19 protein-coding genes are annotated in these 23,571 nt (G+C 56.1%); 11 read left to right on the forward strand and 8 right to left on the reverse strand.

The features are described from left to right. Positions 1-117 precede the first annotated feature (117 nt). From LG297_RS17400 to LG297_RS17430, 7 genes are all read right to left on the reverse strand, one after another. Positions 118-1,353, reverse strand: coding sequence for a phenylacetate--CoA ligase family protein (locus tag LG297_RS17400; RefSeq protein ID WP_404422484.1), 1,236 nt, complete (start codon positions 1,351-1,353; stop codon positions 118-120). Positions 1,354-1,399: 46 nt separating this feature from the next. Then, the gene (locus LG297_RS17405) at positions 1,400-2,221 is read right to left on the reverse strand and encodes an ABC transporter ATP-binding protein (protein ID WP_404422486.1); all 822 of its coding nucleotides are present in this window, start codon (positions 2,219-2,221) and stop codon (positions 1,400-1,402) included. Between the two features lie 110 nt (positions 2,222-2,331). Continuing rightward, a complete protein-coding gene (locus tag LG297_RS17410; protein ID WP_404422488.1) occupies positions 2,332-3,570 on the reverse strand; it encodes an ABC transporter substrate-binding protein in 1,239 nt (412 codons plus the stop codon). 110 nt (positions 3,571-3,680) lie between these two features. Next, positions 3,681-4,754 (reverse strand): branched-chain amino acid ABC transporter permease, encoded by a 1,074-nt coding sequence (locus LG297_RS17415; protein ID WP_404422490.1) that lies wholly within the window; start codon positions 4,752-4,754, stop codon positions 3,681-3,683. Positions 4,755-4,772: 18 nt separating this feature from the next. Beyond that, positions 4,773-5,666, reverse strand: a complete 894-nt coding sequence (locus LG297_RS17420) for a branched-chain amino acid ABC transporter permease (protein ID WP_404422492.1) — start codon at positions 5,664-5,666, stop codon at positions 4,773-4,775. A 68-nt stretch (positions 5,667-5,734) separates the two neighbouring features. Beyond that, on the reverse strand, positions 5,735-7,684 hold the full coding sequence (locus tag LG297_RS17425) for a long-chain fatty acid--CoA ligase (RefSeq protein ID WP_404422494.1): 1,950 nt from the start codon (positions 7,682-7,684) through the stop codon (positions 5,735-5,737). A gap of 2 nt (positions 7,685-7,686) precedes the next feature. After that, a complete protein-coding gene (locus LG297_RS17430) occupies positions 7,687-8,496 on the reverse strand; it encodes an ABC transporter ATP-binding protein (protein WP_404422496.1) in 810 nt (269 codons plus the stop codon). Between the two features lie 804 nt (positions 8,497-9,300). Here LG297_RS17430 and acnA point away from each other — a divergent pair. Further along, positions 9,301-11,988 (forward strand): aconitate hydratase AcnA, encoded by a 2,688-nt coding sequence (gene acnA / locus LG297_RS17435; protein ID WP_404422498.1) that lies wholly within the window; start codon positions 9,301-9,303, stop codon positions 11,986-11,988. 223 nt (positions 11,989-12,211) lie between these two features. Further along, a complete protein-coding gene (locus LG297_RS17440; protein ID WP_404422500.1) occupies positions 12,212-14,776 on the forward strand; it encodes an EAL domain-containing protein in 2,565 nt (854 codons plus the stop codon). Between the two features lie 75 nt (positions 14,777-14,851). Here LG297_RS17440 and LG297_RS17445 read toward each other — a convergent pair whose 3' ends face one another. Beyond that, positions 14,852-16,189, reverse strand: a complete 1,338-nt coding sequence (locus LG297_RS17445) for a sodium-dependent transporter (RefSeq protein ID WP_404422502.1) — start codon at positions 16,187-16,189, stop codon at positions 14,852-14,854. A gap of 281 nt (positions 16,190-16,470) precedes the next feature. On the opposite strand from LG297_RS17445, the gene LG297_RS17450 reads away from it, so the two are divergent. The 9 genes from LG297_RS17450 (at position 16,471) to LG297_RS17490 (ending at position 23,537) form a co-directional block, all read left to right on the forward strand. After that, positions 16,471-17,214: a DUF1223 domain-containing protein gene (locus LG297_RS17450; protein ID WP_404422504.1), complete on the forward strand. Its 744-nt coding sequence runs from the start codon at positions 16,471-16,473 to the stop codon at positions 17,212-17,214. A 180-nt stretch (positions 17,215-17,394) separates the two neighbouring features. Beyond that, a complete protein-coding gene (gene ccmA, locus LG297_RS17455) occupies positions 17,395-18,117 on the forward strand; it encodes a heme ABC exporter ATP-binding protein CcmA (protein ID WP_404422506.1) in 723 nt (240 codons plus the stop codon). Then, complete coding sequence (ccmB, locus tag LG297_RS17460) at positions 18,114-18,779, forward strand: heme exporter protein CcmB (RefSeq protein ID WP_404422508.1); 666 nt, start codon at positions 18,114-18,116, stop codon at positions 18,777-18,779. The genes ccmA and ccmB overlap by 4 nt, the downstream gene beginning before the upstream one ends. A 55-nt stretch (positions 18,780-18,834) precedes the next feature. Continuing rightward, entirely contained in the window at positions 18,835-19,626 is a 792-nt protein-coding gene (locus tag LG297_RS17465; protein ID WP_404422510.1) for a heme ABC transporter permease, read from the forward strand. Beyond that, a complete protein-coding gene (gene ccmD / locus LG297_RS17470) occupies positions 19,623-19,826 on the forward strand; it encodes a heme exporter protein CcmD (RefSeq protein WP_404422512.1) in 204 nt (67 codons plus the stop codon). The genes LG297_RS17465 and ccmD overlap by 4 nt, the downstream gene beginning before the upstream one ends. 15 nt (positions 19,827-19,841) lie before the next feature. Then, a complete protein-coding gene (gene ccmE, locus LG297_RS17475; protein ID WP_404422514.1) occupies positions 19,842-20,330 on the forward strand; it encodes a cytochrome c maturation protein CcmE in 489 nt (162 codons plus the stop codon). 143 nt (positions 20,331-20,473) lie between these two features. Continuing rightward, complete coding sequence (locus LG297_RS17480) at positions 20,474-22,516, forward strand: heme lyase CcmF/NrfE family subunit (protein WP_404422516.1); 2,043 nt, start codon at positions 20,474-20,476, stop codon at positions 22,514-22,516. Next, positions 22,513-23,049, forward strand: a complete 537-nt coding sequence (locus LG297_RS17485; protein WP_404422518.1) for a DsbE family thiol:disulfide interchange protein — start codon at positions 22,513-22,515, stop codon at positions 23,047-23,049. Before LG297_RS17480 ends, LG297_RS17485 begins: the two co-directional genes overlap by 4 nt. Then, positions 23,046-23,537 carry a cytochrome c-type biogenesis protein gene (locus LG297_RS17490; protein ID WP_404422520.1) on the forward strand — a complete coding sequence of 164 codons (492 nt, stop codon included), beginning with the start codon at positions 23,046-23,048 and terminating at the stop codon, positions 23,535-23,537. The genes LG297_RS17485 and LG297_RS17490 overlap by 4 nt, the downstream gene beginning before the upstream one ends. The last annotated feature ends 34 nt before the right edge of the window (positions 23,538-23,571 follow it).

Raw genomic sequence — 23,571 nt, forward strand, 5'->3', positions numbered from 1 at the left:
AACAAAAAAATACCGCCCGGTCAAAGCCGGACGGCATCAAGTTTTCCCGAGCGGGAAGAACATCGGCATGAAACACCGACGGGATAAAACGGGATAAAAGCCGATAACAGATGAAGTTCAGGAATAATCCCGCTGATCGTCGATCACCTTGCCATCATTGGGCAGACTGCCCGGTGTGGCGATTTCGACCCTGCCACGCAGCTTGCAAACCCCGTGCAGGGTTTCGCCAACCGCATCGGGATCAAATCCTGCGGCATCGGTTTCGCAGGCCAGCGTCATGACATCGACGTCATCCTCGCGGGTGACGACCAGACGCGCCTTGCCAATATCGGCATGGCGTCGGATGACTTCGGCAATCTGATGGGGATGAACAAACATGCCTTTGACCTTCGTGGTCTGATCGGCCCGCCCCATCCAGCCCTTGATGCGCATATTGGTCCGCCCGCACGGGCTTGGCCCCGATGCAATCGCCGAAAGATCACCGGTGGCAAACCGGATCAGCGGATAATCCATATTAAGGCTGGTAACGACAACCTCGCCCACCTCGCCTTCGGCCACCGGGTTGCCGGTGCCAGGACGCACGATTTCAAGAATGATGTCCTCGGCAACGATCATGCCGCTTTTGGCATCGCTTTCATAGGCAATCAGGCCAAGATCGGCACTGGCATAACATTGCAGCATGGCAACACCGCGTTCCGAAAACCAGTCGCGCAATGACGGTGGCAATGCCTCGCCCGAAACAAGCGCACGGGTGATCGATGATACATCCCCGCCCAGTTCATCGGCCTTTTCCATCAGGATTTTGAGGAACGACGGCGTTCCGGCATAGCCGGTCGGCTTCAGGTCGGTGATCGCCTTGATCTGGGCTTCGGTCTGCCCGACACCGGCCGGGATGACCGCACAGCCACACGCACGTGCGCCGCTGTCAAAAATAAAGCCCCCCGGCGTCAGATGATAGGACAGGCAGTTATGAATAATGTCGCCCGGCCGGAACCCGGCGGCAAAAAACGCGCGCCCCATCCGCCACCAGTCATCACCCTTGCCTTCCGGATCATAAATCGGACCAGGGCTCTGGAAAATGCGGCCCAAGGCCGGAACCGGCGTTGCATTCAACCCGGCAAAGGGCGGATTTTCCGGCTGCATCGTGACCAGATCGGATTTGCGGGTCACCGGCAATTTCGCAAGTGCCGCGCGGCTGGTTATATCCTGCGGATCGACACCATCAAGGATACGGCCAAAACCGGCAGCCTTGCTTTTGGCGTGATGGATCACGCGCGGCAATGCTGTCATCAAACCGGTTTCGCGGTCCTTTGGTGACCGGGTTTCCTTGCTATCGTAAAAGGTATTCAGCATGATGGCCGGGTCCGTTTTCTGATCAGACAAAGTATCAAACGCCAGTTTATATCCAGCGTTTGCGACGTTTGTAGGATTTGATGTTCTTGAAGCTTTTGCGTTCTTCCGAACCGCCACCAAGGTAGAATTCCTTGACGTCTTCATTGTTCAGAAGCTCGTCACGGGTACCATCCAGAACCACTTTGCCGCTTTCCATGATGTAACCGTAATCGGCAACCTTCAGCGCGAAGTTGGCGTTCTGTTCAACGATCAGCATGGTAATACCCTGCTCGCGGTTGATCTTTTCGATGATCCCGAACACTTCTTTCACCAGCAAGGGTGACAGACCCATCGACGGTTCATCAAGCAAAATCATTTTCGGGCGCGCCATCAGCGACCGACCGATTGCCAGCATCTGCTGTTCCCCGCCCGACAAATAACCGGCAAGCCCGGTCCGTTCGCGCAGGCGCGGAAAATATTCAAACACCATGTCGATGTCGTCCTTAACGCCCTTGTCCTTGCGGGTATAGGCGCCAAGCCGAAGGTTTTCGACACAGGTCATGTCTTCGATGATGCGGCGGCCTTCCATGACCTGAAACAGGCCGGAACGCACGATATCCTCGGGATTGCCATTGGCAATCTGCTGCCCCATGAAATTGATATCACCGCGGGTCACCTTGCCATCCTCGGTCTTGAGCAAACCGGAAATAGCCTTGAGCGTGGTCGATTTACCGGCCCCGTTCGGGCCCAGAAGGGTCACGATCTTGCCCTGCGGGACTTCAAGCGACACCCCGCGTAGAACAAGGATCACCTCGTCATACACAACTTCGATATTATTGACCGACAGCAACGGTTCTGCGGTTTCGGTTTTGCGGGCGGGCTCTGCCATGGTGTCCCCTTCGATCACGTTCTGTTTGCGTCCCCCGGTGCCGGGGCACGCGCGCTTTTCGCCACCCCGCCCCGAACACCATCGGGAGACATCCGTCTTCTGACTACGGCCTAGTAGCCGAGCCAGTCGTCACGACGCGGCAGGGTCACGGTTGCCGCCTTGGTTACGGTCGGTTCACCGCCGATTGCACTGCCGTTATAGATATTCACGGTGTTGATGCCGCGATGGTCTTCGGCAGTCCAGGTTGCCGGCATGCAAACGCCTTCAAGACCGACCGGCACCCAATCCGTGCGGGCATACATGCCGGCCTTGATGTTTTCGCCGGTGATGCCGCCATTGGCCTTGGCCCATTCCATGGCTTCTTTCATGTAATAGACCGAGCAAATGCCGCGGATATAGTGATGGGTCCGGAACTGCTCGCCGGAGCTGTCCGACATTTTCGAAATTTCACGCACCAGGTCCATGCCCGGTACGCCTTCGTCGGTCCAGAAGCTGGTCATCGCCGGGAAGACATAGTTCTTCACATCACCGATGGTCTTGAGCGTCTCGTAGTCGCCCGCCCAGATATTGGCGAGCCATTTCGGGGTCGCACCGACCGTGTCGCAGGATTTGACCAGCGAAACAACCGACGGGCCAAGATTGCCAAGATAACCATAATTGGTCCCGGCTTCCTTGATCGTCAGGCACTGCGCCTTGAAATCACCCGGCTTCATCGAAACGACGACCGGCTCGGTCACGTCAAAGCCAAGCTCGGTTGCGTATTCCGCACAGGCTTCTTTGGGCGCATTCGGATAGGGATGGTTATCCCCGATATGCGAAAAGACCGGCTTGCCCGAACCACCCGATGCTTTCCAGTCTTCGGCCGCCCACTGGACCATCGCACGGCAGGCATCGGAATAGGATGCGCCATAGAAGAAGTTATAGGGGGCCGGTTTCGCGGTTTTCGGGTTTTTTGCCGTCGGGTCGGTCAGATGACCGGAATAGGATGCCGAATAGACCGGCACCTTGTCCTGGGCCACGAAGCTGATCAGGGCTTCGGTATCCCCCGTGCCCCAGCCCTGCATCGCGATCATGTCATTGCGCGAACGCCATTTTTTATAGTTCGCAATGGCCTGCGGAACCTTATAGGCATAATCGACCGATTCAGAATCCAGAACCGTGCCGTCAATCCCGCCATGCGTGTTCACATAAGACAGCGCATCACGAACGCCATCGGCATAGAACTTGCCGATGAAGCCGGTGGCACCGGTGATATCCATCAGATGGCCGACGAATACTTCGTCTGCCTTGGCTGCCGTTACCGACAGGCCGGTTGCAACCATCGCGGTTGCAGCAATCAGTCTTTTCATCACGACGTCTCCCTTGGACGTTTTCCTCAACGATATAGCCTCCCGGTCTCCCCCGGTTTTGATCCCGCCCCTTTTGTGTTTTTTAGCGGGGCGGGTTTCGGCGGTAATTATCAGTACGAGAAGGGATAAAGCTTCCAGTACGCCCTGATCTGCTGCCAGCGATGAGCAAGCCCGTCCGGTTCGAAGATCAGGAAAAGGATAATGGCCAGACCGATCGCCATCTCCTTGATATAGGCCAGCCCGTCGGTTACAGCCGTCGAATTGGCCCAGTCGAAAACACTTAAAAGCCCGACACCGTTTTCCATGACTTCGGGCAGCAACACCATAAAGACGGTCCCCATCAACGTGCCCTTGACCGAGCCAAGGCCGCCAATGATGATCATGCCCAGAAACTGGATCGACAGCAGGATGGTAAAGCCCTCGGCGGAAACGAAGCCCAGATAATGGCCGTACATCGCCCCGCCGACCCCGGCATAGAAGGATGAAATCGCAAAGCTCATCAGACGGTATTTCGTCAGATTGATCCCCATGATTTCCGCCGACAGATAATGATCCCGAACCGCAACAAAGGCGCGCCCGTCACGGGTCCGCATCAGGTTCGTGCCCAGCATGTACATGACCACCAGGAAGAACAGGCAAACATAGAAGAAGCTGAAATCATCAAGCACTTCATAGCCGAACACATTGACCGGGTTCGCTGCCGCCCCGTATGAGCCACCGGTAAACCATTCGGCCCGGGCAAAGAAGTCTTCAAGGATGAACTGGGCGGCCAGTGTCGCAATCGCCAGATAAAGCCCCTTGATCCGGGCTGCCGGCAGACCAAACAAAAGCCCGACGGCCGCCGTCATCAACCCGGCCAGCGGGATCGACAGCAAAACCGGAATGCCGGTCGTATTGTTGATCCAGGCCGATGCGAATGCGCCAAAGCCAAAGAACGCCGCATGACCCAGCGAAATCTGCCCGGTGAAACCGACCAGAATATTCAGACCAAGGGCGGCAATGGCAAAATACGAGATCTGGATGAACAGGTTGACGTAATAGCCATCCAGAACAAACGGGATCAGGGCGGTTGCAGTCACACCCAGAATTGCGGCATTGCGCACAAAGGTGGTATCAAAAATCCGCGTATCCTGTCGGTAGGTGGTGCGAAAATCACCACATGGACGCATCGAAAATCCAGCCATAACCTATTACTCCGCCCCTTAGATGCGTTCGATGTCTTTGGTGCCAAACAGACCGTATGGCTTGATGCAAAGAATGATGATCAGCACATAGAACGGTGCGATCGAAAACAGGTTGCCCCAGTGCAGATACTGACCGTCGACAAACTCGGCGGTGTTTTCCAGAAGACCGATGATCACGCCGCCGACAATCGCGCCGATGATTGAGTCAAGCCCGCCCAGAATAACCGCCGGGAACACCTTGATCCCGATCACCGAAAGCGCGGATGAAACCCCGTTGACCATCCCGATCACGATACCGGCAACACCCGATACCAGGGCCGAAATCGCCCAGGACATCGCAAACACGGTCTTGACGGAAATACCAAGGCTTTGCGCGACCTGCTGGTCAAAGGCCGTGGCCCGCATCGCAAGGCCCAGCTTGGAATATTTGAAGAACCAGTAAAACGCCGCCATGATCACCAGCGAGATCACGAAACTCATGATATAGGCGGTTTCGATCTGCATCCCCATCAGGTTGACCGACTTGGCTTCAAACACCTGCGGATAGGTCGCGGTGGTTGCACCGAATATCCATTTCGTCGCCGCCTGGAAAAAGATCGAAAGCCCGATGGTGACCATGATCACGGAAATGATCGGCTCGCCAATCATCGGGCGCAGAACGACCATTTGCAAGACGATGCCAAACGCCATCATGAACAGCAATGTGAACAGGAACCCAAGCCAGAAGGGCATTTGCATTTCCACAAGGAATGCATAACAAACCCACGCCCCGACCAAAAGAAACTCGCCCTGGGCAAAGTTCACGATCTGGGTCGATTTGTAGATCAGCACGAAACACATGGCGACCACGCCATACAATGTTCCGACAATCAGCCCGTTAAGCAGAAGCTGGAACAGAAGTTCGAAATTCATGTTGCCATCCCTGTAATGGCGGCCCCGCAACCTTTCCGGCGTTTGGGGCGCACTGTTTTATCGCTGCCTTATTCGGCGGCTTTGGGGGCCGTCTGTGCGGCCTTGTCCCCGTCCAGATCGACGACTTTCACACTTGTCTGGATGCGGGTTTTCGACCCGTCCTGGAAGGTGATCATGGTGTCGATATCAACCTTGTCATTGCCCGCATAAACCGCATCAATGATGTCGGCATATTTTTCGGCAACCACACTGCGACGGACCTTGCGGGTACGGGTCAGTTCGCCGTCATCGGCATCCAGTTCCTTGTAAAGCAGCAGGAACCGTTTGATGCGCTGCGCTTCCGGCAGGGTTTCATTCACCTGACGGATTTCCTCAACGATCATGTCATAGACCTGCGGCTGGGCCGACAGATTGGTATAGTTGGTAAAGGCAATCCCGCGCTGCTCGGCCCATTTGGCCATGATCGAATACCGGATGCAGATCATGGTCGACAGGAACGGCAACCCCTTGCCAAGGATCACGGCCTCGGCAATGAAGGGCGAAAATTTCAGTTTGTTTTCAATAAACTGCGGCGAATACCGTACACCTTTTGATGTTTCCGCCAGATCTTTCAGACGGTCGATCACCACAAGATGCTTGTTGCCTTCCTTGAAGTAACCGGCATCGCCCGTATGCATCCAGCCATCCCGGACATCCTCGTCATAGGCGGCCTGGTTTTTATAGTAGCTGGTAAACATGCCCGACGTGCGTGCGACGATTTCGCCAACCCCGTTTTCATCGGTGTTGATGATTTTGATTTCCGAATTATCAAACGCGCGCCCGACCGTGTCGAAATCAATGTCATCGGGCTGATGGATCGTATAGGCACCGCAAAGTTCGGTCTGTCCATAAAGCTGGCGCAGCGGAACACCCATAGCATGGAAGAACTTGAAGGTTTCCGGCCCCATCGCCGCCCCGCCGGTTGCAGCAGACCGCAAATTGGAAAAGCCCAACCGGTCCTTTAGCGCATTCATCAACAGGATATCGGCGACCCTGGAATGCCCGCCACCATCAAGGGCGGTCCGGGCCAACGACATGCCGAAATCATACATTTTCTGTTTGAACAGGGTCGCATCCATCATGCGTGCCCGGACATCGGCGGCAATCGCTTCCCAGACGCGCGGTGCCAGCAGAACGAAGTTCGGTCCGATCTCGCGAAGATCGGCCATCATGGTTTCCTGTTCTTCGACGAAATTGACGATCTGGCGGCTGATCAGCGACTGACCGACGACATAAACCTGTTCCATGATCCATGGCAGCGGCAGAACCGAAACATAATTATCCCCCGGATATTTCGGGTCGGCCCGCAAATAGGCCGCGCAATGATCAAGGAAATCACCGGCATTGAGCATCGCCATTTTCGGCTTGGACGTCGTGCCCGATGTGGTGCACAGGATCGCGCATTCATCACCGCGCGTATCGGCGACCATCCCGTCATAGGCACCGGGGTTTTTGGCCTCGACCTCGCGGCCAAGTTCATAAAGCTTTTCGATATCCATCAGGCGCGGGTCTTCGTATTTCCGCATCCCGCGCGGATCGCAATAAACAATGTGTTCAACCGTCGGGATCTGTTCGGCCAGTTCCAGAAGCTTGTCACACTGTTCCTCGTCCTCGGCGATCAGAACCCGCGCACCGGAATAGGTGATCAGATAGGCGACTTCTTCATGAAGGCTGTCCTGATACAGGCCGACCGACATCGCACGCAGCGCATGGGCAGCGATTTCGCCCCAGACCCATTCCGGGCGGTTTTCGCCGATAACGCCGATCACATCGCCGGGCTTGATGCCCATATCGCGCAGGCCAAGCGCCATCCATTTGACGCGGTCGTTATAATCTTTCCAGGTGAATTCCTGCCAGATGCCGAATTCCTTCTCGCGCATGGCGATTTCTTCGGGCCAGTGGCGCGCGTTATACGCCAGCACTTTCGGGAAGGTATCAAGCGCCTGCACATCGGCATAATCGGGTGTATTGCTGCTCATGTTCAGGCCACCTGCTCGTCTTCATCGGTTGCGTCATCATCTTCGCCGAGATAGGCCTTTTTGACATGGGCATTCGCCATGACTTCCTCGGGCAGTCCGGCTGCGATCTTGCGACCGAAATCAAGCACCATGACCCGGTTGGAGATATCCATCACCACCCCCATGTCATGTTCGATCATGACAACCGTCATGCCCCATTCTTCGTTCAGATCGATGATAAAGCGCGCCATGTCCTCTTTTTCTTCAAGGTTCATGCCTGCCATCGGTTCATCCAGCAGGATCAGATCGGGGCGCAACGCCACCGCACGCGCCAGTTCGACACGCTTGCGCAAACCATAGGACAGCGTCCCGGCGGTTGCCTTGCGGATATGGGAAATTTCAAGGAAGTCGATCACCTCTTCGCAGAAGCGCCGATGTTCAAGCTCTTCCTTCTGCGCGCCGGAAAACCAGTAAAGCGGCCCGGTCAGGCAATTGTTTTTCAAAAGATGGTGCCGCCCGACCATGATGTTATCAAGCACACTCATATGGCCAAAAAGCGCCAGGTTCTGGAAGGTACGGCCAATGCCCAGCTCGGCACGGTCATTGGGTTTAAGCCCCGTGACATCCTTCCCCTTGAAGGCAACGGACCCGGTGGTCGGCTGATAGCGACCCGAAATGCAGTTAAGCATCGATGTCTTGCCAGCCCCATTCGGACCAATGATTGAAAACAGCTCGCCGGGCTGGACGGAAAAGCTGACATCGCTCAGCGCGCGCACGCCGCCAAACACAAGCGACCCGTCGCTGATCTGCAAGATGGGACCCTGTGACGTCATAACGTCGCTTATCCTCCCTGACTTGGGCCGCAGGCATCCTTGTGTCCGGTTGCCCGGATCAAAGGTGGATACCCCGTGCCTCTTGTTCAGTTTCCCTGATGATGTGCCGGTTTTTATTTGCCCCGGACCTTACGGAAACCGGGCTTGACACATTTAATACGTATTTAAGTACCAATTTCAGCAAATCACGTCAACGTGTTGCACAGCAACGGATTGAGACTTTTCACAAATTCGCGCCGCACAATTTTTGCGTTCTGGTCTGATGAATGCATTTCCACCTATAATTCCGTAAGGTCATCGTGGCACAACCCGGAAACCAAAAACCCTGAAATTATTGCGACGCACCATTAGGGTACCTGTTCGCGCTGCACCACGTGCATTCCGGCAAACCCCGAAATTGCCCCCTTGCACAATCAGGCAGCCACCCGATTCGTTGCCGTTTGGACAGGCTTCTCCCCTTATTGTACAGGTCGCCTTCTACATTCGAGTCTTTCCAAACTGGACGGTGCCCCCGTGGACTCGCAAACGATGTCCGGGCGGATTTGCGGCGTTTTTCACCGGAATCACATACCATGCGATTGCCATTACACGCCAGCCATTCACCAATTCGTTGTTATCGCAGGGATTTCAAGAATGACCCTTTTGCGGGTCTGGACTTTCGGGGGGAATTGTGGTGTAACCCCGTGGCACATACATATGTAGCCGTGACCCGCGTCACGAGAAACAGATAGCCCACCGCTCGGCGCTCCGACGGTCGGGGTGTCTTGTCACGACAAGCCCTTTAACCACCTTGAGGAGGGTCTGATGTCCATTTGTGGCAAAGACAACCTGCAAACGCGCCGCACGCTGAAAGTCGGGGATAAATCCTACGACTATTACAGCCTTAAAGTTGCTTCCGAAAAAATCGGCGACGTTTCCAAACTTCCGTTTACGCTGAAGGTCGTTCTGGAAAACCTTCTGCGTTACGAAGACGATTTCACTGTCAAAACCGACGATGTCAAAGCTGTCGTGGAGTGGCTCAAATCCCGTACGAGCTCGCACGAGATCAACTATCGTCCGGCCCGCGTCCTGATGCAGGATTTCACCGGCGTTCCCGCCGTTGTCGACCTTGCCGCGATGCGCGATGCCGTCGTCAAAATGGGTGGCGACGCCCAGAAGGTGAACCCGCTTTCACCGGTTGACCTCGTCATTGACCACTCGGTCATGATCGACTTCTTCGGCACCGACGACGCACTCGACAAAAACATGGAAGTCGAGTTCGAACGTAACGGCGAACGCTACGAGTTCCTGCGCTGGGGCCAGAATGCGTTCAACAATTTCCGCATCGTCCCGCCGGGGGCAGGTATCTGCCACCAGGTGAACGTCGAACATCTCGCCAAGGTCGTCTGGACCGGCGAAGATGACAACGGCAAAACCGTTGCCTATCCCGATACGCTGGTCGGTACCGACTCTCACACCACCATGGTCAACGGCCTTGCCGTTCTGGGTTGGGGTGTTGGCGGTCTCGAAGCCGAAGCCGCAATGCTCGGTCAGCCGATCTCGATGCTGATCCCCGAAGTCGTCGGTTTCAAACTGACCGGCTCGATGAAAGAAGGCATCACCGCAACCGACCTCGTGCTGCGCGTCGTTCAGATGCTCCGCGAAAAAGGCGTTGTCGGCAAGTTCGTCGAATTCTATGGCGACGCGCTTGACCATATGAGCCTGCCGGATCGTGCGACCATCGGTAACATGGCACCGGAATACGGTGCGACCTGTGGCTTCTTCCCGATCGACGATGAAACGCTTAACTACATGCGTAACACCGGCCGCTCCGAAGAACAGATCGCACTGGTCGAAGCATATGCCAAAGAACAGGGCATGTGGCGCGACCCGAGCTTCGAAGCAGAATATACCGCAACCCTTGAACTCGACATCTCGACCGTCGAACCGGCCCTGTCCGGTCCGAAACGTCCGCAGGACCGCGTTCTGCTGAAAGATGCCGTTTCAAGCTTCACCAAGACCTTTGCCGATATGGCACCGGGTGTTGATGCGGATCGTTCTGTTCCGGTTTCGAACGAAAACTTCGCAATGAAAGACGGTAACGTCGTTATTGCCGCCATCACGTCCTGCACCAACACCTCGAACCCGAGCGTGCTGATCGCAGCCGGCCTGCTGGCGAAAAAAGCGGTTGAACTCGGCCTGCAGCGCAAACCGTGGGTGAAAACCTCGCTCGCACCGGGCTCGCTGGTTGTTGCCGACTATCTCGAAAAAGCCGGTCTGCAGTCCTATCTCGACAAGCTTGGCTTTAACGTTGCCGGTTTCGGTTGCACCACCTGTATCGGTAACTCCGGTCCGCTGGCCGACCCGATCATCGAGGCAATTGACGGCAACGACATGCTCGTTACCGCCGTTCTCTCGGGCAACCGTAACTTCGAAGGCCGCATCAGCCCGCAGGTCAAGGCAAACTACCTTGCCTCCCCGCCGCTGGTTGTTGCCTATGCCATTGCCGGTAACCTGAAGGTCGATCTGAACAAAGACCCGATCGGTACCGACAAGAACGGCAAAGACGTCTTCATGAAAGACATCTGGCCGACCAACAAGGAAATCGCGGACACCATCGCGTCCTCGATCTCTGCTTCGATGTACAAGGATCGTTACGACAACATCTTTGCCGGCCCGAAACCGTGGCAGGAAATCGAAGTCACCGAAGGCGAAACCTTCGATTGGGATGGCAAATCGACCTACGTCCAGAACCCGCCCTACTTCGTCAATATGGCGAAAGAACCGGGTGAGTTCTCGGAAGTTCATGGTGCTCGTCCGCTCCTGATCCTTGCTGACTCTGTCACAACCGACCACATTTCTCCGGCCGGTTCGATCAAGGCAGAAAGCCCGGCAGGTGAATACCTCAAGGCGCATGGCGTCGAAGTTCGTGACTTCAACTCCTACGGCGCACGCCGCGGGAACCACGAAGTCATGATGCGCGGTACCTTTGCCAACATCCGTATCCGCAACGAAATGGCACCGGGCACCGAAGGTGGTGTTTCGGTTCATTACCCGTCCGGCGAACAGGGCTGGGTCTATGATGTTGCCATGCGTTACCAGGCAGAAGGCACCCCGCTGGTTGTCATCGCTGGTAAGGAATACGGCACCGGTTCGTCCCGTGACTGGGCAGCCAAAGGCACCAACCTGCTTGGCGTCAAAGCTGTTCTGGCCGAAAGCTTCGAACGTATCCACCGCACTAACCTGGTCTGCATGGGCGTCCTGCCGCTGCAGTTCAAGAATGGTGAAGGTCGTGCGACTTACAAGCTTGACGGCACCGAAGTCTTCGACGTTCTGGGTATCGGCAACGGTATCACCCCGATGCAGGACGTTACGGTTCGTATCACGCGCAAGGATGGCTCCACCGAAGAGGTCATTGCCACCTGCCGTATCGATACCGAAAACGAAGTCCTTTACTACCAGAACGGCGGCATTCTGCAGTTTGTTCTGCGTAACATGATGAAAGCTGCCTGATTTCTCCTGAAATCAGAAGCCTGCTGACTGCGCAACACCCCCGTCTTTCATGGACGGGGGTGTTTTGCAAGAACTGCACTTTTAAATTGCGCCAGATCCAAACCACCTCGATTTATTGATTTATAACAAGTCAGTCGTCCCGACGATTTGATAGGGATGAGGCTAGACCAGAAATGCCCGCCAACCGGGTGCCAGACAGGATTTGGACAGCAACAGGTTATACATGACGCGCGCCAGTTTTGCCGATGGCAATACCACCCACCTGACCGTAGGTACGATTTCCCCCGGCATTGTATTGCGTTGCGGGCCGGAAACCACGATTGGTCAGGCCATCGACATGATGCGCGAAGCCAATTGCAGTTCCATCATCGTGACACAGGATCACCTGCCGGTCGGTATCTGGACGGAAAAGGACTGCCTGTCCCTGCCCGCCGACTGCGAAGCCACCTTGAACGAGCCGATCTCGAAATGGATGTCGGCCCCGGTTCACAGCATATCGGTCCATGCGACACCCGAAGCCGCCATCATCCGCATGCGCGAACGCCATGTCCGCCATCTGGTGACTGTGGACGCGGAAAACCGTCTGGCCGGGATCATCAGCCAGTCCGATCTGATCCGCCAGCATGGAAGCTGGCGCAAGCTGGGCGACGGCGATGTTGGGGCCGCCATTCGCCGCACGACAATCTTTGTCGATGGCGATATCCCGATGTCGGAACTGCGCGCCCGCATGCATGATGCCAAATGCGACTGCGCGATTGTTTATGATCCGTCAGTCGCCGACAGCCCGGCCGCAAATCTTGACCACACCGGCATCATCACCGAACGCGATGTCCTGCGCAATCTTGCCAATGGTGATCACGCAACACCGGCCATCGAAATTGCCAGCCGCCCGCTGCGCGTCATTTCCGCCAAGGCCAGCCTGAACAATGCCCGCGATACGATGCTGGCCGAACATATCCGCCATCTTGCCGTGATTGATGAAACCGGCAATGTGATCGGGGTTCTGTCATTCGCCGATCTGCTGGAATTCATCGAACAGGATTATTTCGCCCATCTCCGATCGGTGATGGAAGGACGTGATGTCGAACTGGCTTCGGCCCGCCGGTCGCTGTTTCTGGCAGACAAGATCATTGAAACGTCGCCTGACGGGATCATGGTCTGTGCCGCCGATGGTACCATCGAACTGGTCAATCCGGCCTTTACCCGGGTCACGGGTTACAACGCATCGGACGTGATCGGCAAAAACCCCAATATCCTGCAATCGGGCCGTCAGTCTCCCGAATTTTACACCTCGATGTGGCGCGATATCCAACAGCACGGCAAATGGGAAGGCGAAATCTGGAACCGACGCAAATCCGGCGAGATTTATCCCGAATGGCTGTCAATCATCGCAATTCGTGATGCCGATGGTCAGATCAGCCAGTATGCATCGATCTTCACCGATATCAGCGAACGCAAGAAAAACCGCGAAGACATTCTGCGCCTTGCCCATATTGACGAGCTGACCGGCTATCCCAATCGCCGCCGTTTCCTTGAACTGCTGGCTCATGGTATCGGCGAATCCCGCCGCAAGGGAACCCGCCTGACGATCCTGCTGCTCGATATCGATAATTTCCAGCGGGTGAACAACACACTGGGTCATGGTGACGGTGACGATGTTCTGGTCGAAGTTGCCCGCCGCCTGCACCGTCGCCTGGATCAGGGCGGTGTTCTGGCGCGCGTCGGGGCGGATGAATATGCCATCCTGCTTGCGGGAGGCAAATCCGCCGATGACGATGCCGCACTGGCCGATGATCTTTTAAAGGCGTTAAAACAGCCACACCGGACCAGAAAAGGGCAGGAAATCTATATTTCGGCCAGTATCGGCATCGCGTCCTTCCCGCATGATGCCAATGATACCGCCAATCTGCTGCGCAATGCCGAAATCGCGATGATGCATTCCAAGGAACAGGGACGAAACCGGTTCAGCCGCTATAACCGCGCCAGCCATTCGCAAAGCGGTGCCGACCTTGCCCTTGAAACCGCCCTACGTCAGGCACTGGACCGCGATGAATTCCATCTGGTCTATCAACCGCAATTCGACGCCCGCAGCGCTACCTTGCACGGGGTCGAAGCCCTTTTGCGCTGGAACCATCCGGAACGCGGCCCGATCCCGCCAACCGTGTTCATTCCGGTGGCCGAGGAAATCGGTGTCATCGGAGAGCTTGGCCGCTGGGTCTTGCGCCATGCCTGCCGACAGGCCGTTTCATGGCGTGAAAAGGGACTGCACAACATCACCATGGCGGTGAATGTGTCGGTTCAGCAATTCTATGGCACCATCGATCTTGCCGAACAGATCAGAACCATTCTGGTCGAAAAGGGCATGGCGGCAGACCGGCTGGAAATCGAAATCACCGAAAGCCTGTTCATGCAGAACATTGATGAAATGCGTGCCAATCTGCAATGCATTCGCGATCTCGGCGTGAAAATCGCGCTCGATGATTTTGGCACCGGCTTTTCCAGCCTCAGCTACCTGCGCAAGCTGCCGTTTGACACGATCAAGATGGATCGCAGCTTTGTAAGCGACATCAATCAGGGCCGCGAAGGCAGTGCCCTTGCGATCACAATCCTGAATATGGCGCAGAACCTGCACAAAAAATGCGTCGCCGAAGGTGTCGAAACCAACGCGCAGCTCAAGCTGCTGCGCGATGCCGGATGCGACTACATACAGGGATACCTTCTGGGCAAACCGATGTCTGCCGATGAAATCCTTGCCCTGTCGCAACAAAGACCGGCCAAAGCCTCCTGATCCGGTTTGATAACCAGCAAAAAGGGCGGGGGAAATTCCCCGCCCTTCGCATTTCGTCTGCTTTGAAAAAACGGCCTAAAGCACGCCAAGTCCCTTGAGCAGAATGAAGGCAATCGCAAGCGGCGCGATGAACTTCACGATAATGCCCCAGCCATTGATCCAGAACGGCACGACGCCATTATGGGCAGCAATATCTTCCTTGGCCTTGCCCCAGACAACCCAGCCGACAAACAACGAGATGAACAGCCCACCAATCGGCAGCAGCAATTTCGAACTGACTGAATCCATCAGATCAAAGAAGCCAAGACCAAAGATGGTGAAATCACCCATGATGCCCATCGACAATGAGGACGGAATACCAAGCAGGAAGATGATCACACCCACCGTGATCGATGCCCCTTTGCGGCTAATGCCACGGTCATCAACGAAATAGGCAACAACCACCTCAAGGATCGAAACCGCCGATGTCAGGGCGGCAATCCCCAACAGCAGGAAGAACATGAACGCAAAGACCGATCCCATCGGCATATGCGCAAACACCGCTGGCAACGTGATGAAAGTCAGGCCCGGACCGGCACTTGGATCAAAGCCGAATGCGAACACGGCCGGCAGGATCAGAAGACCGGCCATCACCGCAACCGACGTATCAAGCAGCGTCACCCAACCGGCCGAACTGGCGATATTTTCCTTTTTGCTCAGATACGAGCCATAGGTAATCATCGCACCCATCCCAAGCGACAGCGAGAAGAACGCCTGCGACAGGGCTTCCGATACCGTCGCCCAGGTGACTTTGGAGAAGTCCGGCGACAGCAGGAAGGCAATGCCTTCGCCTGCACCTGGCAAGGTCACGGAACGCACAATCAGGATCAGCAACAGCGCAAACAGGGCTGGCATCAAAATCTTTGACGCGCGTTCGATCCCCGAACCGACACCCGCCAGCACCACAAAGATCGTCAATGCCATGAACAGCGCATGATAGATCAGCGGCGAAACCGGATCGGAAATGAACCCGCCAAAGATGTTGCCCAATGCGGCCGGATCTTCAATCGCCAGCGCCCCGGTGATCGATTTGACCATATAGGAAATCGTCCAACCGGCAACGACACTGTAAAATGACAGGATGATAAAGGCAGCCGCAACACCACAAAGCCCCACCAGCGGCCACGCACCGCCCTTCAGCTTTGCAAACGCCCCGATCGCGTTCTTTTCAGCCATCCGCCCGATGACCATTTCAGCCAGCATGACCGAAAGACCGATGGTAAAGACCAGCGCCAGATAAATCAGCAAGAAGGCGCCACCGCCATTCTCGCCCGCCATATAGGGAAACTTCCAGATGTTGCCCAGCCCCACGGCCGACCCGGCAGCCGCCAGGATAAAGCCGAGGCGTGAACCCCAATGCTCTCGTTTAATCATAGCCTGCAAACCTTTCTTGGACCGGCATCCACGGAAAGTCGCTCCCGCCGCAGTGCCTGTTCCTCATTTTTCTGTATAAACGCAAAGGTGATTTCACCTCACGCATTCCGTGAAGGCCTGCTGCCCCCTTTCGGAATTGACCGGAGCTAATAACACCAATCTTCCGAAATCTCCTGTCTAAATTCCCGGATTTTGCGCAAAAATCGGTCGTTTTGGCACATACGGGCCTTTCAACGCCTTGTGATTGGTGGTTGATACGCATTTTGGGGCATCATCAAGCCATGAAACAGCTTCGCCCCCTTATCATCATGCTTGCAACCGCGTTTTTGGGTGGTTTATCGCTGGCACATGCCGCCGAGGCCACGTCACCCCGCGCCGTGATCGAGCTTTACACATCCGAAGGATGCAATTCCTGCCCTCCGGCGGATCGTGTTCTTTACGAATTAAATCAGGAACATGCTGACCTTCTTGCCCTGTCGTTCCATGTCGATTACTGGAACTATCTGGGCTGGGAAGATCCGTTTTCCAGTGCTGCCAATACCGAACGACAACGCGACTATGCTAGTCGATTGCGTGAACGCTATGTCTACACCCCGCAGGTCGTGATCAATGGCGATCAGGTCGTGCGGGCCACGGACAAAAGTCGAATCGTCACCACCAGCAATGAAGCGACCCCGCTTCGGGAATGGGCGGACCTGGCCCTGCTATCGGATAATCGAACCAGCCCCGCCAGTGGCAAATTAAAGCTCGGCATGGTCCACACCCCGCCCGCCGGGCAGTCCTATCAGCTTTGGCTGATCGGGTTTGATCGCGAACAGGAACGCGATGTCCGCTCTGGCGAAAATGCCGGTCGGCGTCTGGTTCATGCCAATGTCGTGCGCGAAATGATCGATCTTGGTCAGTGGGACGGACAGCAGCGCGAACTTGATTTCGCCCTGAACCAGCCTTGCGACGGCGGTGTTGCGATCCTTGTTCAGGAAGGCCGCGGCGGCCCGGTTCGAAGTGCTTCGGTCATCCGGTTCTGATTACCTGTCCCTCCGCCAAACGCCGCAGCCGGTTTTTGATCGCTGCGGCGTTTGGCGTTTCTTTGGATTGATTTGAAACAATGTCATCACATCCAATGTCGGATAAAGCATGATTAATCACCCCGGACGCGTTATAGAAAACGCATATCCGGCATGAATTCCGACAGTCAAACGAGTTAGATGACAGTTTTTACCGGTTCTGATCTGACCTGTCTGCGTGGCGAACGACTGGTTTTTGGCGATCTTTCCTTTAACGCCAATACCGGCGATGCCGTGATGCTGCGTGGCCGCAACGGTGCAGGAAAATCAAGTCTGCTGCGCCTGATGGCGGGCCTCATGGCCCCGCGCCGCGGCACCATCCGCTGGCAGGGTGATGATATCGCCGATGATAAAATTGCCCATCGCGCGCGCCTGCATTACCTTGGTCATCAGGACGCCATCAAACCGGTCCTGACCGTTCGCGATAATCTGCGCCTGTGGGCCGAACTGCGCGATATTTCCGATATCGACGCCGAAATTGATCGGGCGCTTCGCGCCCTTGATATTCATCATCTTGGCAAAACCGCCGGGCGATATCTTTCAAGCGGTCAGAAACGCCGCACCGCCCTTGCCCGTATCCTGCTGGGTCAAAGCGACCTTTGGCTGCTCGATGAACCGACTGTTGGCCTTGATCGTGAAAGCTGCGCCGAACTTGCCCGCCTGATTGCCGAATTCCGGGCCAAAGGCGGCATCGTGATTTATTCGACCCATGTCGATCTTGATATTGCGGCACCGATCATCCTCGATCTGGATCAGTTCGCCATCCCGATGATGGAATGGCTGGCCGAACAGGATGATGAAGATGCCCGCGAAAACCTGTCACACGACATGAATCAAGGCAGGACGACGGAGGCTGCTATATGAAGGCCTTTGTCGCCATTCTGCGGCGCGATTTGCGCCTGGCCCTGCGTCAGGGGGCGGATTCCGTGATGGTGGTTGCCTTCTTTATCGTGACCACCACCCTGTTTCCGTTTGGCGTCGGGCCCGAAGCCAACATACTGGCGCGGATTGCCTCGGGGGTGATCTGGGTCGCGGCCCTGCTGGCCGCCATGCTGTCCCTCGAACGTGTTTTTCAGACCGATTACGAGGATGGCACGCTGGAACTGCTGACCCTGTCGCCTGCCCCGCTGGAGCTTCTGGTGCTGGGCAAGGTCTGCGCCCACTGGCTGACGACGGGCCTGCCGCTGATCATTGCGGCACCGGTGATGGCCGTGATGCTGAATATGGATCAGGACGGCTTTGGCACTTTGATGATCGCCATGCTGATCGGCACACCGGCATTAAGTTTGATCGGGGCGATTGGTGCGGCACTGATATTGGGGGCACGACGTGGCGGGGTGCTGGTGTCGCTGCTGGTCCTGCCACTATATATACCGGTACTGATTTTCGGTGCTGGCGCGGTCGAGGCCGCATTGCTTGGCATTTCCGCCCAGGCACAGTTACAGATCATGGGGGCGATCCTGTTACTGTCTTTGGCTGCCGCCCCGTTTGCCACCGCACACGCCATCCGGCAGGCAGTGGAATGACAAAGAACACAGACTGACGACCTTCGGCGGCATTGCCGCAAACGGACGAGAGAAAATGCATCGTTTCGCCAAACCAAGCGTGTTTCTGAAACTGACCGGGGCCATGATGCCGTGGGTGGTCGCCCTGACTGTCATCCTGACCGCCGTCGGGCTTTATCTCGCCCTGATCGGATCACCGGTTGACTATCAGCAGGGCAGCACTGTCCGGATCATGTATATCCATGTGCCCGCCGCATGGATGGGGCTGTTCTGCTATGTCGGCATGGCCGCCTGCGGCGCGATGAGCCTGATCTGGAAACACCCGCTGGCCGATATTTGCGCGCGTGCCACCGCACCGGTTGGCGCGACCTTTACCGCCCTGACCCTGATTACCGGGTCGCTTTGGGGCGAACCGATGTGGGGAACATGGTGGGTCTGGGATGCACGTCTGACCTCGATGCTGATCCTGCTGTTCCTCTATCTTGGTTATATCGCGCTGGTAAATGCCTTTGACGATCCCGAACGCGGGTCAAAGGCCGGATCAGCCCTGGCACTGGTCGGGGTAGTCAATGTGCCGATTGTCAAATTTTCCGTCGACTGGTGGAACACCCTGCATCAACCGGCATCGGTCGCACGCATGGATGGGCCCAGCATCGATCCCAGCATGCTGGCCCCGCTTCTGATCATGGCCTTTGCCTTTACCGGATACTATTTCATCATACTGGTTTTGCGCGTTCGGCTTGAACTGAACCAGCGCCGCATCCGTACCCTTCAGCTCAGCGGCCTGTTTGACGAACGCCCCGCTGCCAACGGCGATCATGATGAACTCGCCTATGATCAGGGTCACAACGCCGGAGCCAGCAAATGAACGAATTCTTCTCAATGGGCGGCTATGGCAGCTATATCTGGGCCAGCTACGGCATCGCTGCCCTTGCCATGATCGTCCTTCTAGTCGCAACCCTGCGGGGCCTGCGTCAAAGCAAAACCGAACTTGATCAGCTTGAAACCGTTCTGAAAGCCCGCCGTCCCAGACGTGCCCGCACAACAGACCGGTCTCAGACTTCCTGAGCGGAGAATATCGAAGTGTCTCTTTCGCGTGCCAAGTCCCGCAAACGTCAACGCATGTATATCATCATGGCCGCCCTTCTGGCGGTCGGTGCGGCGGCTGCCCTTGCCCTGACAGCGTTCGAAGATTCGGTTGTGTTCTTCTTCAGCCCGACCGAAATCGTCGAAAAATCCCCGATTGCCCCGGATCAGCGCCTGCGCGTCGGCGGCCTCGTCGAAGAAGGATCGCTTAAAAAACTTGGCGGCGGTGAAACCATTACCTTTACCGTCACCGACATGGCAAATTCGGTCACCATTTCCTATACTGGCATCCTTCCCGACCTGTTTCGCGAAGGTCAGGGTGTCGTCGCCGAGGGCCATATGGGCTCCGAGGGCCAGTTCATCGCATCCGAAGTTCTGGCCAAACATGACGAGAACTACATGCCGCCCGAGGTCGCTGAGTCCTTGAAAAAAAGCGGCTATTGGGAAGAAATCGAAGCCAGAAACGCCGAAAGTATGCGTAATTAAGCCACATTCTGCCATCATAAAAACCTCATATTGAGGCCTTCAAATCGGCATTAAAACTGGGTGAATGCCTTGCTGTTTGACAGCAGGGGCGGAGTGGTGTTCGTTTACCGGATGCCATATATAGGGGAAATCTGAAGAAACGCATGATCGCAGAGTTTGGACATTTTGCCCTTATCCTCATTCTTGTGCTGGGGACGTGTCAGGCGACCCTGTTCTGTCCGGCCCTGTTTCGCGCAGATTATCGCGCCCTTGGGCCGGTTCCGGCACCAGTCGGCGGTAGCTTGCCAGACCGCCCCGTCAGCAACGGCCAGTTCACCGGAACACAGGGTTTCGACATATGGCCCTTGCCCTTTGCCATATGCGTTCTGGCAATCATTGCCGAAACGGCCCTGATCCATTCCTTCATTGTCAGCGACTTCACCCTGCCCGTTGTCGCCAGTTACAGCCATTCATCCACACCGCTGATCTACCGGATCGGTGCCGCTTTCATTCCCGATAGCGGGGCAATGCTGTTCTGGGTCACCGCAAGTACATTTGCAACATTGGTCTTTGCACTGCAAAGCTTGTTGCGCGGCATCACCGATCAGGACCGCGTGGCGCTCGGCATACTGGGTATCATCATCGCCCTTCTCGCAGCGGCAACCATTATTGATGCCGATCCATTCCTGCGTTCGAACACGGCACCGCTTGACGGTGCCGGCCTTGATCCGGAACTGCAGGACATTGCCGGGATCGTTCGCGGACCGTTCCTTTATGCCGGTCTTGCCGGCCTGTCGGTCATTTTCGCCGTTACCTTTGCCGCCCTGCCGGGGGCCAGGCTTGACCGCGCATGGTCCGAACAGCTCCGCCCTTGGGCAATGGTTTCCTGGACGTTTCTTGGCGCTGCCATCGCGATTGGCGCCTACCGCGCCTACACCGAACAGGCCTGGGGTAATTGGTGGTATTGGGACACCTCGGAAAATGCATTATTGATGCCATGGCTTCTGACCACGGCCTTCGTGCATTGTCGTGCGGTTCTTGAAAAAACCGAAACCCTGAAACCCTGGACCGCCCTTCTGGCCCTGTCGGCCTTTGGCGCAGGATGGTTCGGGACTTTCCTTGTCCGCTCCGATCTGCTCGGTCCCTTGCCGACCGCCCTGCTCAGCAGTGGCGATAGTATTGCGCTTCTGGTCGGGTTCTGCGCCCTGTTTGCCGGGGCCTATTTCATGTTCTGGCGATGCGCAACCGACATGGTCGATAACAAGGATTTTTCGCTGATATCGCGCGAAAGCGGCATGTTCCTGAACAGTGTGATGCTGTCGGTCGCGGCTGCAACGGTTTTGATCGGCACCATTTATCCTCTGTTTTTGCGCTGGTTTGACGGCGATATCATAACGGTCGGCCCACCATTTTTTGTCCAGGCGCTGATCCCTGTCGGTTTGCCGCTTCTGTTCCTGATGGGTTTTGCCCCGACGCTGCGCTGGCGCAATGATGAAACATGGCAGATCGGGCGCCGGATGAAACTGGCGGCCATGATGTCGCTGATCGTCATTCTGTTCGTCTGGATGCGCTTTATCGATGCATCGCCGATACCATTACTGGGCATTGGCCTTGCCGCCTGGGTCTTTACAGCCGCCCTTGGCGATCTTTGGGAACGCCTGTGGCGTCAACCCGACCATGGCGAGGGAAAATACCGGAACTTCCAGCTTCTCGGCCCGCGCTATCTCAGCATGACCTTTGCCCATATCGGCATCGCCATCCTGATCGCCGGGGGCTCGGCCAGTGCCATCTGGGAACAGCAGATTTCAATGTCGGCCCGCACCGGCCAAAGCATCCAGATCGGTCCCTATAATCTGCAATATGAAGGTGTGGCGTTACTGCCCGGTGAAAACTATGCCACCCGCAAGGCAACATTCATCGTCTATCGTCATGCGCAACCGGTCGCCGAACTGTTTCCCGAAGTACGCTATTATCCGATCCGCGGCATTGAAACCAAGGAAGCCGATATCTGGCACGGACGCGACGGGGATTTGCATGTTTCCGTGGGTGAACGGGCCGAAGACGGCGGTCGGGTCGTGACCGTCCGGTTCCTGCCGATGATGCCCTGGGTTTGGGGCGGAATGTTACTGATGCTGATCGGCGGTGTCATCAGCATCTGTACGCGCATTGTCCTGCGCTGTAAGAAGAACGGAGTTCCCGCTTCATGAGATTCTGGATCGCAGTCATCCCGCTGGTGCTCTTTGCGGCCCTTGCCGGTGTCTTTCTGATGAATATCGGCAAGGACTCATCGGTGGTGCCATCCGCATTGCTGGACAAACCGGCGCCGGATTTCCAACTGCCGCCCCTGCCCGGTCGTGACAAGGGATTGTCGCGGGCCGACATCTCGAAGGGCGAGGTTTCGGTCCTGAACGTCTTTGCCAGCTGGTGCATTCCATGCCGTGCAGAACATCCGCTGATCAAGCGCCTTGCGCGTGAGGCCGATGTGCCGGTTTACGGTCTGAACTACAAGGAAAAGGACCCGCAGGACGGTGTTAACTGGCTTGAAGAACTGGGCGATCCCTATACCGCTGTCGGTATGGATTTGTCCGGTCGGACGGGGATTGATTTCGGTGTCTATGGTGTCCCTGAAACCTTTATCATCGATGGCAGCGGTCAGATTCGCTACAAGCATGTCGGTCCGGTCACCAATGAAATCCTCGAAGACGTCTTGCTGCCGAAAATTGCGGAGTTAAAGGGATGATCCGTCGAAACTGGGGGCTGTTTGCCACTTTCGTGATCCTGCTTGGCCTGCATGCCGGACCGGCCTTTGCGGTCAATCCCGACGAAATGCTTGCCGATCCGAAACTTGAAGAACGGGCACGCGAAATCAGTCAGGAACTGCGCTGTCTGGTTTGCCAAAACCAGTCGATTGATGATTCGGATGCCGACCTTGCGCGCGACCTGCGCATTCTGGTGCGCGAACGTCTGGTTGTCGGTGATACGGATGAAGAAGTCATTGAATATATTGTCGAACGGTATGGCGATTACGTTCTGCTGAACCCGCCTCTGAAACCCGAAACCTATATCCTGTGGATCAGCCCGGCGGTTCTGGTGTTCTTCGCCCTGATTGCGGTCATTGTTTTTTACCGTCGCAAACAGCGCGAAGACGGGACCGGCCCGAAGTCACTTTCCGATCAGGAACAGAAACGGCTTGATGAAATCCTTGGCACATCACAGGATCGTTCATAGCGATGCAGATTGCCAGTTGTGTACATAACACTGC

Source organism: Thalassospira australica (assembly GCF_044790785.1).
Classification (GTDB): domain Bacteria; phylum Pseudomonadota; class Alphaproteobacteria; order Rhodospirillales; family Thalassospiraceae; genus Thalassospira; species Thalassospira australica_A.

Coding starts and splice junctions, on each gene's coding strand:
- LG297_RS17400 (WP_404422484.1), bottom strand. CDS start 1,353: ATGCTGAATACCTTTTACGATAGCAAGGAAACCCGGTCACCAAAGGAC.
- LG297_RS17405 (WP_404422486.1), bottom strand. CDS start 2,221: ATGGCAGAGCCCGCCCGCAAAACCGAAACCGCAGAACCGTTGCTGTCG.
- LG297_RS17410 (WP_404422488.1), bottom strand. CDS start 3,570: ATGAAAAGACTGATTGCTGCAACCGCGATGGTTGCAACCGGCCTGTCG.
- LG297_RS17415 (WP_404422490.1), bottom strand. CDS start 4,754: ATGGCTGGATTTTCGATGCGTCCATGTGGTGATTTTCGCACCACCTAC.
- LG297_RS17420 (WP_404422492.1), bottom strand. CDS start 5,666: ATGAATTTCGAACTTCTGTTCCAGCTTCTGCTTAACGGGCTGATTGTC.
- LG297_RS17425 (WP_404422494.1), bottom strand. CDS start 7,684: ATGAGCAGCAATACACCCGATTATGCCGATGTGCAGGCGCTTGATACC.
- LG297_RS17430 (WP_404422496.1), bottom strand. CDS start 8,496: ATGACGTCACAGGGTCCCATCTTGCAGATCAGCGACGGGTCGCTTGTG.
- acnA (WP_404422498.1), top strand. CDS start 9,301: ATGTCCATTTGTGGCAAAGACAACCTGCAAACGCGCCGCACGCTGAAA.
- LG297_RS17440 (WP_404422500.1), top strand. CDS start 12,212: ATGACGCGCGCCAGTTTTGCCGATGGCAATACCACCCACCTGACCGTA.
- LG297_RS17445 (WP_404422502.1), bottom strand. CDS start 16,189: ATGATTAAACGAGAGCATTGGGGTTCACGCCTCGGCTTTATCCTGGCG.
- LG297_RS17450 (WP_404422504.1), top strand. CDS start 16,471: ATGAAACAGCTTCGCCCCCTTATCATCATGCTTGCAACCGCGTTTTTG.
- ccmA (WP_404422506.1), top strand. CDS start 17,395: ATGACAGTTTTTACCGGTTCTGATCTGACCTGTCTGCGTGGCGAACGA.
- ccmB (WP_404422508.1), top strand. CDS start 18,114: ATGAAGGCCTTTGTCGCCATTCTGCGGCGCGATTTGCGCCTGGCCCTG.
- LG297_RS17465 (WP_404422510.1), top strand. CDS start 18,835: ATGCATCGTTTCGCCAAACCAAGCGTGTTTCTGAAACTGACCGGGGCC.
- ccmD (WP_404422512.1), top strand. CDS start 19,623: ATGAACGAATTCTTCTCAATGGGCGGCTATGGCAGCTATATCTGGGCC.
- LG297_RS17480 (WP_404422516.1), top strand. CDS start 20,474: ATGATCGCAGAGTTTGGACATTTTGCCCTTATCCTCATTCTTGTGCTG.
- LG297_RS17485 (WP_404422518.1), top strand. CDS start 22,513: ATGAGATTCTGGATCGCAGTCATCCCGCTGGTGCTCTTTGCGGCCCTT.
- LG297_RS17490 (WP_404422520.1), top strand. CDS start 23,046: ATGATCCGTCGAAACTGGGGGCTGTTTGCCACTTTCGTGATCCTGCTT.